Source organism: Saccharothrix sp. NRRL B-16348 (assembly GCF_001280085.1).
Taxonomy (GTDB): Bacteria; Actinomycetota; Actinomycetes; order Mycobacteriales; family Pseudonocardiaceae; genus Actinosynnema.
Genome location: NZ_LGED01000208.1, coordinates 160792 through 177537, shown reverse-complemented (window position 1 = coordinate 177537; position 16746 = coordinate 160792). Strand labels below are relative to the sequence as shown.

At 72.5% G+C, this 16746-nt stretch carries 9 protein-coding genes; all 9 read left to right on the top strand.

Features of this window, described 5'->3' with window-relative positions:
• Positions 1-12 precede the first annotated feature (12 nt).
• Positions 13-1296, top strand: coding sequence for a pyridoxal phosphate-dependent aminotransferase (locus ADK67_RS25890; RefSeq protein ID WP_231648357.1), 1284 nt, complete (start codon positions 13-15; stop codon positions 1294-1296).
• 176 nt (positions 1297-1472) lie between these two features.
• Positions 1473-1850, top strand: coding sequence for a MerR family transcriptional regulator (locus tag ADK67_RS25885; protein WP_053719092.1), 378 nt, complete (start codon positions 1473-1475; stop codon positions 1848-1850).
• 706 nt (positions 1851-2556) lie between these two features.
• Positions 2557-3279: a response regulator transcription factor gene (locus ADK67_RS25880; RefSeq protein ID WP_231648356.1), complete on the top strand. Its 723-nt coding sequence runs from the start codon at positions 2557-2559 to the stop codon at positions 3277-3279.
• A gap of 332 nt (positions 3280-3611) precedes the next feature.
• Positions 3612-4919, top strand: coding sequence for a crotonyl-CoA carboxylase/reductase (gene ccrA, locus ADK67_RS25875; protein WP_157620834.1), 1308 nt, complete (start codon positions 3612-3614; stop codon positions 4917-4919).
• Positions 4916-6469, top strand: coding sequence for an acyl-CoA carboxylase subunit beta (locus tag ADK67_RS25870; RefSeq protein WP_053719089.1), 1554 nt, complete (start codon positions 4916-4918; stop codon positions 6467-6469). Before ccrA ends, ADK67_RS25870 begins: the two co-directional genes overlap by 4 nt.
• On the top strand, positions 6469-6666 hold the full coding sequence (locus tag ADK67_RS49340) for an acyl-CoA carboxylase epsilon subunit (RefSeq protein WP_082403776.1): 198 nt from the start codon (positions 6469-6471) through the stop codon (positions 6664-6666). Before ADK67_RS25870 ends, ADK67_RS49340 begins: the two co-directional genes overlap by 1 nt.
• Before the next feature lie 11 nt (positions 6667-6677).
• Positions 6678-7673 carry a 3-oxoacyl-ACP synthase III family protein gene (locus tag ADK67_RS25865; protein WP_231648355.1) on the top strand — a complete coding sequence of 332 codons (996 nt, stop codon included), beginning with the start codon at positions 6678-6680 and terminating at the stop codon, positions 7671-7673.
• A complete protein-coding gene (locus ADK67_RS25860; protein ID WP_053719135.1) occupies positions 7673-8536 on the top strand; it encodes a 3-hydroxybutyryl-CoA dehydrogenase in 864 nt (287 codons plus the stop codon). The genes ADK67_RS25865 and ADK67_RS25860 overlap by 1 nt, the downstream gene beginning before the upstream one ends.
• Positions 8533-16680 (top strand): SDR family NAD(P)-dependent oxidoreductase, encoded by an 8148-nt coding sequence (locus ADK67_RS25855; protein ID WP_442974189.1) that lies wholly within the window; start codon positions 8533-8535, stop codon positions 16678-16680. Before ADK67_RS25860 ends, ADK67_RS25855 begins: the two co-directional genes overlap by 4 nt.
• Positions 16681-16746: the final 66 nt, after the last annotated feature.

The window sequence follows — 16746 nt, the reverse complement described above, 5'->3', positions numbered from 1 at the left end:
CAGGAGCTGATCGTGCCCGAGACCGTGACCATGTCGGCGACCCTGGCCGTCGACGAGATCCTGGAGCGCAGGCGCCGCACGGGCCAGCGCGTGCTCGCGATGGGCAGCGGTGAGATCGGGTTGCCCGTCCACCCCCTGCCGGCGGCGGCGCTGGCCGGCGCGGTCGGCGAGAACTCGTACGGCCCGGTGGCCGGCAGCGCCGCGTTGCGGGCGGCGGTCGCGGGCTACTGGGCCCGGCGCGGCTTGGCGTGCGACCCGGACCTGGTGGTGGCCGGGCCGGGCAGCAAACCGCTGTTGTACGCGCTGCTGCTGGCCATCGGCGGCGACGTGGTGATCCCCGTGCCCGGCTGGGTGAGCTACTCCGCGCACGCCCACCTAGCCGGCGCACGCCCCATCCCCGTCCGGACCCGGCCGGGCGAGGGCGGGGTGCCCGACCCGGACCTGCTGCGGGAGGCCGTGCGCACCGCGCGCGCCGCCGGCAGGCAGGTGCGGTCGGTCGTGGTGACCGTGCCGGACAACCCCACCGGCACGGTCACCGCGTCAGCGACGGTGGCCCGGCTCGCGGAGGTCGCCCGAGAGCTGGACCTGGTGATCGTGTCCGACGAGATCTACTGCGACCTGGTGTTCGACACCGACGACCCGGCGCCCTCACCGGCCCGGTTCGCACCCGAGCGCACGGTCGTGACCACGGGGCTCACCAAGAGCCTCGCGCTGGGCGGGTGGCGCCTGGGCGTGGCCCGCCTGCCCGACGGCGACCACGCGCTGCGGGAGCGGCTGGTGGGCGTGGCCAGCCAGATCTGGTCCAGTCCGGTCGCACCGGTGCAGGTGGCCGCCACGCTCGCCTTCTCCGAGCCCGCCGAGCTGGTCGAGCACGTCGCGGCGTCCCGGCGGCTGCACGCCGCCGTCGCCCGGGCGGTGGCCGGGCGGCTCGGCGCGGCCGGGGCGCTCGTGTCCCCGGTTCGCGCGACCTGCTACCTGTACCCCGACTTCGAGCCGCTGCGCGAGCACCTGGCGCAGGCACACGGGGTGCGCACCGGGCCCGAGCTGACCGGGTGGTTGCTGGAGCGCCACGGTGTCGGAGTGCTGCCCGGCAGCGCGTTCGGCGAGCCCGTGCACGCGCTGCGGCTGCGCGCTTCCACCAGCCGGCTCTACGGCGACACCGACGAGGAGCGCACGGCCGCCCTGGCCGCCGCCGATCCGCTGGTGCTGCCGTGGATCCGGGCGTCGCTCGACCGGATCGACGAGGTGCTCGGCGACCTCGTCGGACCACCCGTCACCACCACCGCGCACCCCTGACCGCAGCCGAATCCACAATGGACGATCCGTCCGGACCGAGGGCCGTCCGCCACGCGGCGGACGGCCCTCGCGCGGTCTCACCGTGTGGGTGGCCGGTACCGCGGTCCGCCGGGGAACCCTATGCTGGAACCCGCGAACCGATGTGAAGGTCGACCGGGAACAGCGAGGTGGGTCATATGCGCATCGGCGAACTCTCCGAGCGCACCAGTACGTCCCGCAGACTGCTGCGCTACTACGAGGAGCAGGGCCTCCTGGTAGCGAGTCGCTGCGCCAACGGGTACCGCTACTACGACGAGAGCCTGGTCGACCGGGTCGCCCAGATCCGCGGGCTGCTCGACGCCGGGCTGCCCACGCGCATCATCAGGCAGATCCTGCCGTGCCTGAACAAGCCGCGCGTCATCCACTTCCCGGACGCCACCCCGGAGATGATCGAACTGCTGGAGACCGAGCGCGACCGGATGACCGAACGGGTGAACTTCCTGACCCGCAACCGGGACGCGATCTCCGAGTACCTGGACGCGGTGCGCGCCGGTGCGTCGGCCGAGGCGTCCTGAGCCTCCCGCGCCCTGATCCGTCGCGCGCCCGATGAATGCGTTCCGCCGGAATCACGTCCGTGCGCCCGGATGCGGTGGCGATCCGATTGTCCGCCGCATCGGATGTCAAGACTCGCCGCGTCAGGAGTTTGTCAAAAACTGTCAAGGGATCCTTTGATCCTGTCACGCGCGAGCAGGCGGAAAAGTTCCGGGTCCGCCCAGTCGTGCCGGGCACGGGAACGCCCCGACCGCCGTGCTTCGCGATGCCGAACCGGTTACGCAATGTCAACGCGGCGTGTCATCCGGTCGGGCGTTCGTCCGTCCGCCGGTGGTGAATGTCACGCGCGACACCCGTGAATACGCGAATCCGCTCGGCGGGAACGACGGCATGCGGCCGAACCGGGTATCCGGCGACGGTGTGGGTAATTGCCCGCCGTCGCCACCACTGTGGTGAGCCCGGCTTCCCGATCACCGTCGCGGCGCAGCAATATGACCGCCATGCGATGGGGTGTCACAATTGTTGACGTGCCGGGTGGCGCTTGGTACGAGTGGGGCTGGTCACCGCGGCAATCGATGGTGGTACCGGCGGCGGTGCGCGCCAGGCCGTTCCCACGGCCGGCGGAGACCGCGCGATAGCGGCGCGAGGCGCGGCATCGGTTCGACCGCGCCCCGGAACGCCGCCGACTCGTCCAGGGCGTCCGTCGTCATGGCCACGTGGTGTCAGAGAGTGGAAACTGGGGAGGTCGTCGAGACGATGCTGCGCGTACTCGTGGCAGGGGGACAATCGGTCGAGGCCGAGTTGCTCGTCAGCGCACTGCGCCGACTGGGCTACGACTCGAGCAGCGTGGCCGCCGGGTCCGAAGCGTTGAAGGTGCACCCGACCGTGGACATGGTGCTGCTCGACCTGGAGCTGCCGGACCTGGACGGGTTGGCCGTGTGCCGGGCGATCCGGGAGATCAGCGACACACCGATCATCGCCATCACCCGCCAGGACGACGAGCTGGAGCGCGTGCTGGCGCTCCAGGCTGGTGCCGACGACGTGGTGACGGGGTCCTGCGGGCTGCGCGAGGTGACCGCGCGGATCGAGGCGGTGGCGCGTCGCACGCACCCGCGGCGGCCCGACCACGACGTCATCTCCCTGTGCAAGCTCCGCATCGACCGCACGCTGCGCGAGGTGCGCCTGGGAGGTCGCGTCATCGACGTGACGATCAAGGAATTCGAACTGCTCTACACGCTGGCGTCCAACGCGGGGACGGTCGTGTCCCGCAAGGAGTTGATGTCGAAGGTGTGGGACAGCAGTTGGAGCGCGTCCAGCCGCACCATCGACACGCACGTGAGCAGCCTGCGCGGCAAGCTGGGCACCGACGCGTTCATCACCACGGTGCGCGGCGTCGGCTACCAGATTCCCCAGGTCTCGGGCGCGCACCACGACGAAGAGGAAGTGGCGTGACGGCGACCGTCGTGGTGACCGCGGTGCCGAATCGAGGAGCGGTCACCGGATTCGTGGTTTCGCCGGGTATCGCCACCAGGCCTTGCGTGATCCCGAAGATCGCCGTTGCGGACCCTACCCCTGTGCCACGTCGGTAACTGCCGCCCACGTACGGGTGTCTGCGAGGTAAAGCTCCTAGTGGGCTGGACCGAGGGGGCCGACCACGCGGTCGGTCCCTTAGCCCAGCCGGAGGCGCGCCCCGTTCGCGGCCCGGAACACCCGGTACTCGGGGTCGGGGCTAGGGGAGCGGTAGGGGTTGGCCGTGTTCATCGGCCGGTCGTAGCTTTTGGGCCATGGCTGGTGCGATGGAATTGAATTCCGTTGCTGCTTCGGAACCTCCCGCTGAATATCTCGCCGCGCACGTCGTCTCGGACGATGCGGAGATGTTCGGTGTCGCTCAGGACAAAGACGTCCGGAAGTCGCTCAGGGTCGGTCGGGTGCCCATGCCCGAAATCGCCCCTGACGAGGTGCTCGTCGCGGTGATGGCCAGTTCGATCAACTACAACACCGTGTGGTCGGCGACCTTCGAACCGGTCCCGACCTTCGAATTCCTGCGGCGGTTCGGCAAGCAGGGCGGGTACGCGGCGCGGCACGACGTGCCGTACCACGTGCTCGGGTCCGACGCCGCCGGCGTGGTCGTGCGCGTCGGCGACGGTGTCCGGCACTGGAAACCGGGCGACCACGTCGTGGTGAGCTGCGTGCAGGTCGACGACCAACAGCCCGCCACGCACGCGGACGGCATGCTGGGCGCCGACCAGCGCATCTGGGGCTTCGAGACCAACTTCGGCGGTCTCGCCCACTACGCGGTGGTGCGCGCCAGCCAACTGCTGGCCAAACCCGCCCACCTCACGTGGGAGGAGGCCGCGTCCGCGCCGCTGTGCGCGAGCACCTCGTACCGGATGCTGGTCAGCGACAAGGGGGCCCGCGTCAAGCAGGGCGACGTGGTGCTCATCTGGGGCGCCACCGGCGGTCTCGGCGCGTACGCCGTGCAACTGGTCAAGAACGGCGGGGGCATCCCCGTCGGCGTCGTCGGCTCCGAGGCCAAGGCCGAGGTGGCCCGCCGACTCGGCTGCGACGTCGTCATCAACCGGGCCGAGATCGGCCTGACCACACCCCGTGACGGGCAGCACGCCATCGAAATGGGCAAGGTCCTCGGCCGGGCCATTCGCCGCGAAGTCGGCGAGGACCCGCACATCGCGTTCGACTACATCGGCCGGGCCACGTTCGGCATCTCCGTCTTCGTCGTGCGCAAGGGCGGCATCGTGGTCACCTGCGGGTCGAGCACCGGGTACCAGCACGAGTTCGACAACCGCTACCTGTGGATGAACCTCAAGCGGATCATCGGCAGCCACGCGGCCAACCTCCAGGAGCAGTGGGAGTGCAACCGGCTGTTCCAGCTCGGCCACCTGGTGCCCGTGCTGTCGGCCGTGTACCCCCTCGAGGACGTCGGCGAAGCCGCCCGCTTGGTCCAGAACAACGAGCACGTCGGCAAGGTCGGCGTGCTGTGCCAGGCGCCCGAGCCCGGTCTCGGCGTGACCGACCCCGACCTGCGGGCCCGCATCGGGGAAGACCGCCTCAACCTCCTACGGGTGACGCCATGACGAGCATGCGCGAGCGGGTGGAGGAGCTCACCGCGCTGCGCGAGTCGGTGCTCCAGGGCCACGACCCCGCAGCCACCCGCCGCCAGCACGAGAAGGGCAAGCTCACCGCGCACGAGCGCATCGGGCTCCTGCTCGACGAAGGCTCCTTCCGCGAGATCGAACCGTTCCGCAGGCACCGCGCGGTCGGCTTCGGCATGGAGGACCGCAGACCGCACAGCGACGGCGTCATCACCGGCTGGGGCACCGTCGAAGGCCGCAAGGTCTTCGTCTACGCGCACGACTTCCGCGTCTTCGGCGGCGCCCTCGGCGAGGCACATGCCGAGAAGATCCACAAGGTCATGGACCTCGCGGTCGCCGCGGGCGCCCCACTGGTGGGCCTCAACGACGGCGCGGGTGCCCGCATCCAGGAAGGCGTCACCGCCCTCGCGGGGTACGGCGGCATCTTCCGACGCCACACCCGCAACTCCGGCGTCATCCCGCAGATCTCCGTCATGCTCGGACCCTGCGCCGGCGGCGCGGCCTACTCGCCTGCTCTCACGGACTTCGTCTTCATGGTCCGCGGCACCTCGCAGATGTTCATCACCGGACCGGACGTCGTCCAGGCCGTCACCGGCGAGAAGATCGACATGAACGGCCTCGGCGGCGCCGACGTGCACGCCGACGTCTCCGGCGTCGCCACCTTCGCCTACGACGACGAGGAGAGCTGCCTCGCCGACGTGCGCTACCTGCTCTGCATGCTGCCGGCCAACAACCGCGAACTGCCGCCCGCCGCACCCTCCGCCGACCCCGCCGACCGGCCGACCGACGCGCTGCTGCACCTCGTCCCCGCCGACCCGCAGCAGTCCTACGACATGCGCGCCGTCGTCGCCGAGATCGCGGACGACGGCGAGTGCTTCGAGATCAGCCCCACGTGGGCCGACAACGTCCTGTGCGCCCTGATCCGCATGGACGGCCACGTCGTCGGCGTCATCGCCAACCAACCCGCCTCGCTCGCCGGCGTCCTCGACATCCGCGCCAGCGAGAAAGCCGCGCGGTTCGTCCAGATGTGCGACGCGTTCAACATCCCGCTCGTCACGCTCGTCGACGTGCCCGGCTTCCTCCCCGGCGTCGCCCAGGAACACGGCGGCATCATCCGGCACGGCGCCAAGCTCCTCTACGCCTACTGCAACGCCACCGTGCCCCGCATCCAGCTCATCCTCCGCAAGGCCTACGGCGGCGCCTACATCGTCATGGACTCCCGCTCCATCGGCGCCGACCTCTCCCTCGCCTGGCCCACCAACGAGATCGCCGTCATGGGCGCCGAAGGCGCGGCCAACGTCATCTTCCGCCGCGAGATCGCCGCCGCGGACGACCCCGCCACCATGCGCGCCCAGAAGATCAAGGAATACCGCAGCGAGCTGCTCCACCCGTACTACGCGGCCGAACGCGGTCTGGTCGACGACGTGATCGACCCGAGGCACACCCGGCTCACCCTGATCAGGGCACTGGACATGCTGCGTGGCAAGCACGCGGACCTCCCGTCCCGCAAGCACGGAAACCCGCCGGTCTGATGGCCGCGCGACAGACATCCATCCAGGTGATCCGGGGCGGTGTCCCAGACGACACCGAACTCGCGGCGCTCACCGCGGCCGTGCTCGCCCTCGCGGCGGGCGCACGGCGACGCGTCGGCACCCCGGAACGCCCCCGAGCCGGGTGGAACCGCACCCCCCCAGTGCGGTTCCACCCTCCCGGGTCCTGGCGCTCATGAGGAGTGGACACGTGCACCGCACACAGCCCGTCGGCATCCTCGGGACCGGTTCGTACCTGCCCAAGGAGGAGATCGGCAACGCCGAGATCGCGGAGCGGGTCGGCGTCACACCGGAGTGGATCGAACGCAAGACGCACATCCGCACCCGCCGCTTCGCCGCGCCCGGCGAGGCCACCTCGGACCTCGCCGCGCACGCGGCCACCGCGGCGCTGGAGCAGGCCGGGCTCGACGTGGACCAGGTCGACTACCTGATCGTCTCCACCTCCACCGGCGACCACCCGCAGCCACCCACCGCGTACGTCGTCCAGCACGCCCTCGGCGCTTACCGTGCGGCCTGCCTCGACGTGAACGTGGTGTGCAGCGGGTTCGTCTACGCGCTCGCCCTGGCACACAGCCTGGTGGCGCAGAATCCCGGCACGTACGCCCTGGTCGTCGCCGCCGACGTGTACTCCCGCATCCTCGACCAGTCCGACCGGCGCACCGCCATCCTGTTCGCCGACGGCGCGGGCGCGGCCGTCGTCGGACCGGCCCCGGACGACGGCGGGATCATCGAGTTCGGCCTCGTCAGCCGCGGCGACGCGCACGGGCTGATCCGCGTCGAAGCGGGCGGCAGCAGGCTACCCGCCTCCGCCGAGACCGTCGCCGACGGCGGCCACTACTTCCGCATGGAGGGCCGCAAGGTCCGGGAGTTCGTCGAACGCGAAGTCCCGCCCGCTTTGGCGGGCCTCGCGCGCCGTGCGGGTGTCGACCTCGCCGACGTCGACCACTTCGTGCCGCACCAGGCCAACGGCGTGATGATCGACGACCTCGTGCGGATCTGCGGCCTCACCTCCGCCACCACGCACCGCACCGTCGAGAAGTACGGCAACACCGGCAGCGCGTCGGTCGCCGTCGCCCTGGACGAGGCCAACCGCGCCGGGCAGCTGGAACCCGGCCAGTTGGTGCTGCTCGCCGGGTTCGGCGGCGGTATGGCGATCGGGTCCTGCCTGCTGAGGTGGGCGGCCTGATGACCGAGATCAAGAAAGTGGGCGTCGTCGGCTGCGGCACGATGGGCGCCGGCATCGTCGAGGTCGCCGCCCGCGCCGGACTCGACGTCCTGGTCGCGGTGTCCCGGCCCGCGTCGGAAGCGGCCGGCCGCGCGCGGCTCACCGCGTCGTTGGACAAGGCGGTGCGCAAGGAGAAGATCAGCGAGGCGGAACGCGACGCGGCGCTGTCCGCCGTCGCGTTCACCACCGACCTCGCCGACCTCGCCGACCGGCAGCTCGTCGTGGAAGCCACCACCGAAGACGAGGACGCGAAGCTGTCGGTGTTGCGCCGCATCGACGCGGCGGTGGAGGCGCCCGACGTGATCCTCGCGTCGACCACCTCGTCCATCCCCATCTCGCGGCTCGCCAAGGCCAGCACGCGCCCCGAGCGCGTCATCGGCGTGCACTTCTTCAACCCCGTGCCCGCGATGCCGCTGGTCGAGCTGATCGGCTCGCTGCTCACCGACCCCGACGTGTACGCGCGCACCGAGACCTTCGTCGCCGACACCCTGCGCAAGCAGCCCGTGCGTTCCGGCGACCGGGCCGGGTTCATCGTCAACGCCCTGCTGATCCCGTACCTGCTCGCGGGGATCCGGATGGTGGAGAGCGGGTTCTCCTGCGCCGAGGACGTCGACAAGGCGATGACGCTCGGCTGCGCGCACCCGATGGGGCCGCTGGCGTTGGCCGACCTGATCGGCCTGGACACCGTGTCCGCCATCGCGGACGCGATGTACGACGAGTTCCACGAGCCCCACTACAGCCCGCCGCACCTGCTGCTGCGCATGGTCGACGCCGGCCTGCTCGGCCGCAAGACCGGCCGCGGTTTCCACATCTACCAGCCGTGACGGGTGGAGACATGATGAGCAACGCGGACTTTCCCGCGGACTTTCCCGATGACGCCGTCGCCGTCATCGGGATCGCCTGCCGGTTCCCCGGCGCGGCCGACCCGGACGAGTACTGGCGGCTGCTGCGCTCCGGCGGGGACGCGATCGGCGCCCCGCCTGCCGACCGGGGTCTGCCGCTGTCGGTGCGCGGTGGTTTCCTGGAGGCGGTCGACCGGTTCGACGCGGCCTTCTTCGGCATTTCGCCGCGCGAGGCCGCCGCGGTGGACCCGCAGCAGCGCTTGGCGCTCGAGCTGGCCTGGGAAGCCTTGGAGAACGCCGGCATCGTGCCCCCCGGCACCCGCCGCCCATCGCACAACCGGGCGACAGATGGGGGAAATGACAACCAAACAGGGGTCTCACAGCATTCCGTAAATGACGGAAGCGGAAACGGGGCGAACGAAGGACACACGGTCCCGGCCCGAGCGGAGGAAGGCTCGGGCGGCGGTCGGACGAACGAGGGCGCGGGTCATGGCCGGGCCGGAGAGGGCGCGGGCGACCGTCGGGCCGGAGAGGGCGCGGGTGCCGGCCGGACACCCACGGGCCCGAGTGGCGAAGGGACACCCACGGGCGTGGGTGTCGAAGGGAGGAGCGTCGAAGGGCGAGGTGTCCGAGGGCGAGGTGTCGAAGGGAGCACCGACGCAGGCTCCGGTGTGGGCGTGTACCTCGGCGCCATCTGGGACGACTACTCCCGCCTGAACGGCGAGATCACCCAGCACACCGCCACCGGCGGCAGCCGGGGCATGATCGCCAACCGGGTCTCCTACCTGCTGGGGCTCGACGGGCCGTCGCTGGTGGTCGACTCCGGCCAGTCGTCGTCGCTGGTCGCCGTGCATCTCGCGGCCGAGGCGCTGCGGCGCGGCGAGGCGACGACCGCGCTGGCAGGCGGCGTGAACCTCAACATCCACCCGGACACCTTCGAGGTGAACCGGAAGTTCGGCGCGCTGTCCGCCGACGGCCGCAGCTACACCTTCGACGCCCGCGCGAACGGCTACGTGCGCGGCGAGGGCGGCGGCCTCGTCGTGCTCAAGCTGCTGAAGGACGCGGTTCGCGACGGCGACCGCGTCCACGCCGTGCTGCTCGGCGGCGCGGTGAACAACGATGGTGGCGGTACCACGCTCACCGCGCCCTCGCGTGAGGGACAGGAGCGGGTGTTGCGCAGCGCGTACGCGCGGGCCGGGGTGGAGCCGGCGTCGGTGGCGTTCGTCGAGCTGCACGGCACCGGCACGCCGGTCGGCGACCCCGTCGAAGCGGCGGCGCTCGGGGCGGTGCTCGGGGTCGGGCGGGCCGAAGCGTTGCCGGTCGGGTCGGTGAAGACCAATATCGGTCACCTCGAAGGGGCCGCGGGGATCGGCGGGTTCATCAAGGCGGTGCTGTGCCTGCGCGAGCGGGAGTTGGTGCCGAGTCTGAACTTCGCCACGCCGAACCCCGACATTCCGCTGGAGCGGTTGCGGCTGCGGGTGAACGACCGGGTGCTGCCGCTGGCCGGTCGGGTCACGGCCGGGGTGAGTTCGTTCGGCATGGGTGGCACGAACGCGCACGTCGTGTTGTCGGCGTGGGAGGACGTGCCGGCCGCAGGGCAAGCGCCGGTTGCGACGCCCGAGCCGCCCGCGTGGCCAGTGCCCGTGCTGCTGTCCGGGCGGACCAGGGAAGCGCTGGCGGCACAAGCCGAACGGGTCGCCGGACTCGGCGCGCCGGTGGCGGACGTAGCGCACTCACTGGCCACCACGCGCACCCACTTCGAGTACCGCGCGGTCGAGTGGACCACCGACCTGAGGTCCCTGCGCGAGTTCGACGCCACGGGGCGCGGGCCGGTGGTCGACGGCGGGCTGGCCGTGCTGTTCACCGGGCAGGGCAGCCAGTGGGCCGGGATGGGGCGTGCCCTGCACGCGCGGTTCCCGGTGTTCGCCGGCGCGTTCGACGCCGTGTGCGCCGGGTTCGACCTCGGGCGGCCGCTGAAGGACGTCGTGTTCGGTGAGGACGACGAACTGCTGGCGCAGACGAAGTTCACCCAGGTCGCCCTGTTCGCGTTCGAGGTCGCCCTGTTCCGGTTCCTGGAGCACCACGGCGTCACCCCGGACTTCGTGATGGGCCACTCGATCGGCGAACTCGCCGCCGCGCACGTCGCCGGTGTGCTGAGCCTCGCCGACGCCACCGAACTCGTCTCCGCCCGCGCCAGGCTGATGCAGGCCCTGCCTGCCGGAGGCGCGATGGTGTCCATCCAGGCCACCGAGGACGAGGTGCGCGCCGCGCTGGAAGACGGCGTGACGATCGCCGCCGTCAACGGCCCCGCCTCCACCGTCGTCTCCGGCGACGAGTCCGCGGTGCTGGCGGTCGCCGCGAAGTTCGCCAAGGTCCGCAGGCTCAACGTCAGCCACGCCTTCCACTCGCACCTGATGGACCCGATGCTGGCGCGGTTCCGCCGCGTCGCCGAAGGCCTGACCTACCACCCGCCGCGCATCCCGGTCGTGTCCAACCTGACCGGCGGCGTGCCGGACGGGGAGATCGCCACCGCCGAGTACTGGGTCCGACACGCCCGCGAGGCCGTCCGGTTCCTCGACGGCATCCGCTGCCTGGAGGACCACGGCGTCCGCACGTTCCTGGAGATCGGCCCCAAGGCCGTCCTCGCGGTGATGGGCCGGGACGGCGTGCGGCAGACCGACTCGGCGTTCGTGGCGACCGCACGGGCCAACCGGTCCGAGACCGACGCCGTGCTCAACGCCCTGGGCGACCTCCACGTGCGCGGGACACCCGTGGACTGGACGGGGTTCACGCCCGGCCGCCGGATCGCCCTGCCCACCTACCCGTTCCAGCGGAGCAGGCACTGGATCCGTGGGACCGCCGAAGAGAGGACCGAAACGACACAGGCCGCCGCACGCGGGGACGTCGAGATTCTGGTGCGCAACGAGATCGCCAAGGTCCTCGGCGCCGACCCGGCGTCGGTCGAGTTCGGCCGCACGTTCCAGTCGCTGGGCTTCGACTCGGTGATGGGCGTGGAGCTGGGCGACCGGCTCACCGCGGTGACCGGCGTCCGGGTGCCCGCGACGCTGGTGTTCGACCACCCGACCGCCGACGCCGTGACGCGGTTCCTGCGCGCCGAGCAAGCCGAGCCGCAAGGCGCACCCGTCCACCGGCGACCCGCGAACGCCGACCAGGACGACCCGATCGCCATCGTCGGCATGAGCGTCCGTCTCCCCGGCGGCATCGACAGCCCCGAGGAGTTCTGGCGGCTGCTGGACGAGGGCGGCGACGCCATCGGCACGTTCCCGGCCGACCGCGGCTGGGACCTCGCCGCCCTGCACGACCCCGACCCGGAACGCCTCGGCACCTCCTACACCAGGTACGGCGGCTTCCTCGCCGACGCCGCGGGCTTCGACGCCGACTTCTTCGGCATCTCCCCGCGCGAGGCGCTGGCGATGGACCCGCAGCAGCGGCTGTTCCTGGAGACCTCCTGGGAGGTGTTCGAACGCGCGGGCATCGACCCGGAGTCGTTGCGCGGCAGCGACACCGGCGTCTTCGCGGGCGTGATGTACCACGACTACGGCACGGGCAACGCCGCCACCGGCCTGGAGGGCTTCCGGATGACCGGCAGCGCGGGCAGCGTGGTGTCCGGCCGGGTCGCCTACACCCTCGGCCTGGAGGGACCGGCCGTCAGCGTCGACACGGCGTGCTCGTCGTCGCTGGTCGCGCTGCACATGGCGGTCCGCGCGCTGCGCGCGGGCGAGTGCTCGCTCGCGGTCGCGGGCGGTGTCACGGTCCTGGCCTCGCCGTTCACCTTCGTGGACTTCTCCCGCCAGCGCGGGCTGTCCCCGGACGGCCGCTGCAAGTCCTTCGCCGCGGCGGCGGACGGCACCGGCTGGGCCGAGGGTGTCGGCACGGTCCTGCTGGAACGGCTGTCCGACGCCCGCCGCAACGGTCGGCGGGTCCTGGGCATCGTCCGCGGCACGGCCGTCAACCAGGACGGCGCCTCGAACGGCCTCACCGCGCCCAACGGTCCGGCGCAGCAACGCGTCATCCGCCAGGCGTTGGCGGACGCCGGCCTGCGATCGTCCGATGTGGACGCCGTCGAGGCGCACGGCACCGGCACCCGGCTGGGCGACCCGATCGAGGCGCAGGCACTGCTGGCCACCTACGGCCAGGACCGCGCGGAGCCGCTGTGGTTGGGCTCGATCAAGTCGAACATCGGCCACACGCAGGCCGCCGCGGGTGTCGCGGGCGTGATCAAGACCGTGTTGTCCATGCGCCACGGCGTCCTGCCGCGCACCCTGCACGTGGACGAGCCGTCGCCCAAGGTGGACTGGACCGCGGGCCGCGTCGAGCTGCTCACGAGTGCCCGGCCGTGGCCCGAGGTGGACCGGCCTCGCCGCGCGGCCGTGTCGTCGTTCGGCATCAGCGGGACCAACGCGCACGTCATCGTGGAGCAGGCACCGGACGACGAGGAGGAACACCGCGACCTCCCCGGCCTGCCGTACATCGTGTCCGCCCGCACGCCGCAGGCCGCCGCGGCACAGGCCGACCGGCTGACCGCGTTCCTGGCCGACCACCCCGGGCAACGCGAGATCGACGTCGCCCACACCCTGGCCTCCCGCGCCGCCATGGCGCACCGGCTGGTGCTGCGCGACGGCCGGGAGATCGCGAGCGGCACCCCCGGTGGCAAGCTCGCCCTGCTGTTCACCGGACAGGGCAGCCAGCGGCTCGGCATGGGCCGCGAGCTGCGCGAGCGCTTCCCGGTGTTCGCGCGGGCGTTCGAGGCGACGTGCGCGGCGCTGGACGCCGAGCTGGACCGGCCGCTCGAGGACGTGGTCGACGGCGACCCGGACGCCCTGGACACCACCGCCTACACCCAGACCGCGCTGTTCGCGTTCGAGGTGGCGCTGTTCCGGCTGCTGGCGAGCCTGGGCGTCGAGCCGGACTTCGTGGCGGGCCACTCCATCGGCGAACTGGCCGCCGCGCACGTGGCCGGTGTGCTGAGCCTGGACGACGCGGCCGCGCTCGTGGCGGCGCGCGGCCGGCTCATGCAGGCCCTGCCCGCCGGCGGCGCGATGGTCTCCGTCCTCGCCACCGAGGCCGACGTGCGGGCCGCGCTGGAGGACGGCGTGACGATCGCGGCGGTCAACGGACCCGCGTCCACGGTGGTCTCCGGCGAGGAGCAGGCCGTCCTGCGGGTCGCCGCGCGGTTCGCCAAGAGCAGGCGGCTGCGGGTGAGCCACGCGTTCCACTCGCCGCTGATGGACCCGATGTTGGAGGACTTCCGCCGGGTCGCGGAGAAGCTCACCTACCACGCGCCGACCGTGCCGGTCGTCTCCAACGTCACCGGCCTGCTCGCCGGCGACGAGATGCGCACGCCGGACTACTGGGTGCGGCACGTCAGCCGGGCGGTGCGGTTCGCCGACGGCGTCCAAGCCCTGCGCGAGGCGGGCGCGACCACGTTCCTGGAGATCGGGCCGGACGCCGTGCTCACCGGTATGGGGCAGGACTGCCTGCCGGACGACGAGGTCGTCTTCGTGCCCGTGCTGCGCCGCGACAAGCCGGAGACCGCCACCCTCGCCGACGCGCTGGCCAAGGTCTGGGCACGCGGTGTCCGGGTGGACTGGACGGCGTTGTTGGCGCCGATGCGGCCCAAGCCGGTCCAACTGCCCACCTACCCGTTCGAGCACCGCCGGTTCTGGCTCGCTCCGCGGAGCGGCGACCAGGCCACCGGACACCCGCTGTTCGGCACGGGCGTGCCGCTGGCCGCCACCGACGGGCTCGTGCACACGGCGAAGCTGTCCGTGCGGGACCACCCGTGGCTCGCCGACCACGCGATCATGGGCACGGTCGTGGTGCCCGCCGCCGCGATGGTGGACCTCGCGCTGCTCGCGGCCGACGAGCTCGGCTGCGCCGGGATCGAGGAGCTGACCCTCGAAGCGCCGTTGGTGCTGCCCGAACAGGACGCGGTGGACGTGCAGCTCACCGTGGACGCACCGGACGCGGCCGGGTCGCGCGCGTTCCAGGTGCACTTCCGCTCCGGTGGCCGGCCGTGGACCAGGCACGCCCAGGGCGTCCTCGGCGCGGTGGCGGACGCGCCGGTGGCGGACTGGCCATCGGACGCCGAGCCGGTCGACCTGGCCGGCTGGTACGGCGACCTGGCCGAAGGCGGCTTCGACTACGGCCCCGCGTTCCGGGCACTGCGGTCGGCACGCAGGCGCGGTCGCGAGGTGTTCGCCGAGGTCCGGCTGACCGAGGGCCTGGACGCCGCGCGCTTCGGTCTGCACCCGGTCGTGCTGGACGCCGCGCTGCACGCCATCGGACTCGGCGCCCTGCCGCCGGTGCCGGGCCGGACCCGGCTGCCGTTCGCGTGGAGCGGGGTGCGGCTGCACCGGACCGGCGTGGCCGCGGCGCGGGTGCGCGTCGCACCGGCCGGTGACGACGCCGTGTCGATCCTGCTGACCGACGAGCACGGCACGCCGGTGGCGTCGGTCGAGTCGCTGACCGTCCGGGAGGTGGCGCCGGACCGGCTCGTCCAGGCCGACGACGCACTCCTGGAGGTGGCCTGGACGCCGACCCCGGAGGGCGGTCGGACCGGCCCGGTCGCGGTGCGGCGGATCGCCACCACGACCGGCGACGTCCCGAGGGCCGTGCGGGCGGCCGTGGACGAGGCGCTGGCCGTCGTGCGGGAACGGCTCGCCGGCGAGGACGAGACACCGCTGGTGCTGGTGACCCGCGACGGCACCGGTGACGCGGTGGACCTGGCGCACGCCGCCGTGTGGGGCCTGGTGCGCTCGGCGCAGACGGAGCACCCGGGCCGGTTCGTGCTGCTGGACACCGACCGGGAGGTCACCGACGACGAAGTGGCCGCGTTCGCCTCCTCCGGCGAGCCGCAGTCGGCGCTGCGCGGGGACGTCGTGTTCCGGCCGCGCCTGGCCGCCGCCGCGCGCAAGCCGACCGAGCGGACCTGGGACCCGGACGGCACGGTCCTGGTGACCGGCGCGACCGGCGCCCTCGGCGCGCTCATCGCCCGGCACCTGGTGGGCGAGCACGGTGTGCGGCGCCTGCTGCTCGCCTCACGGCGACCGCAGGACCCCGTGCTGGTCGCCGAGCTGACCGCCAACGGCGCTGATGTGCGCACGGTCGCGTGCGACGTGTCCGACCGCGACGGCGTGCGGGCGCTGCTCGACGGCGTCCCCGCCGAGCACCCGCTCACCGCCGTCGTGCACGCGGCGGGCGTGCTGGACGACGCGCCGATCGGGGCGCTGACCCCGGCGCGCGTGGACACCGTGCTGCGGCCCAAGGTCGACGCCGCGTGGCACCTCCACGAGCTGACGCGCGAGCTGGACCTGAAGGCGTTCGTGCTGTTCTCCTCCGCGTCCGGCGTGGTCGGTGCGCCGGGGCAGGCGAACTACGCGGCGGCCAACTCGTTCCTGGACGCCCTGGCCCGGCAGCGCGCCGCCGCCGGCCTGCCCGCGACCTCCCTGGCGTGGGCGCCGTGGGCGGAGCTGGGCATGGCGGGCGCCCTCGACGAGGCGCAGCTGAACCGGCTGGCCAGGATCGGCATGTCGGCACTGTCCACAGCGGACGGTCTCGCGCTGTTCGACGCCGCGCTGGGGCTGGACAACTCGCAGGTCGTGCCGCTGCGGGTGGACCCGGCGGTGCTGCGGGCCCAAGGCGAGGACCTGCCGCCGCTGCTGCGCGGTCTGGTGCCGACCCGACCCCGCCGCGTCGAGCGGGCCGCCCCGGACGTCGGGTTCGGCGACCGGCTGGCGGGCAGGTCGGCCGCCGAGCAGGCCAAGGCCGTGCTGGACCTGGTGCGCGCCGAGGTGGCGAAGGTGCTCGACCACCCGGACCCGGCGAGCGTGGACGTGCGGCGCGGCTTCAAGGAGCTCGGCCTCGACTCGCTGACGTCGGTGGAGCTGCGCAACCGGCTCAACCGGGCGTCGGGCCTGCGGCTGTCGCCCACGGTCATCTTCAACTACCCGACACCGCGGGAACTCGCCGAGCACCTGCGCGCCGAACTGCTCCCCGAAGCCGAGGAGCACGACGAGGAGCAGACCACCCGGACCGTCGAGCAGGTCGACGCGCTGGACGTCGCCGACCTGATCCGACTGGCCCGCGCCAGCATCGAGGACTGAAGCCGTCGACAACCCGGCGGAGTAGTGGGGAGTGGGATGACGAACACCGAAGCCGTGGTCGCGGCA

Bases quoted from the DNA above. Each gene is read 5' to 3' on its own strand.
- ADK67_RS25860 (WP_053719135.1), top strand. From the start codon at position 7,673: ATGACCGAGATCAAGAAAGTGGGCGTCGTCGGCTGCGGCACGATGGGC.
- ADK67_RS25870 (WP_053719089.1), top strand. From the start codon at position 4,916: ATGACGAGCATGCGCGAGCGGGTGGAGGAGCTCACCGCGCTGCGCGAG.
- ccrA (WP_157620834.1), top strand. From the start codon at position 3,612: ATGGCTGGTGCGATGGAATTGAATTCCGTTGCTGCTTCGGAACCTCCC.
- ADK67_RS25885 (WP_053719092.1), top strand. From the start codon at position 1,473: ATGCGCATCGGCGAACTCTCCGAGCGCACCAGTACGTCCCGCAGACTG.
- ADK67_RS49340 (WP_082403776.1), top strand. From the start codon at position 6,469: ATGGCCGCGCGACAGACATCCATCCAGGTGATCCGGGGCGGTGTCCCA.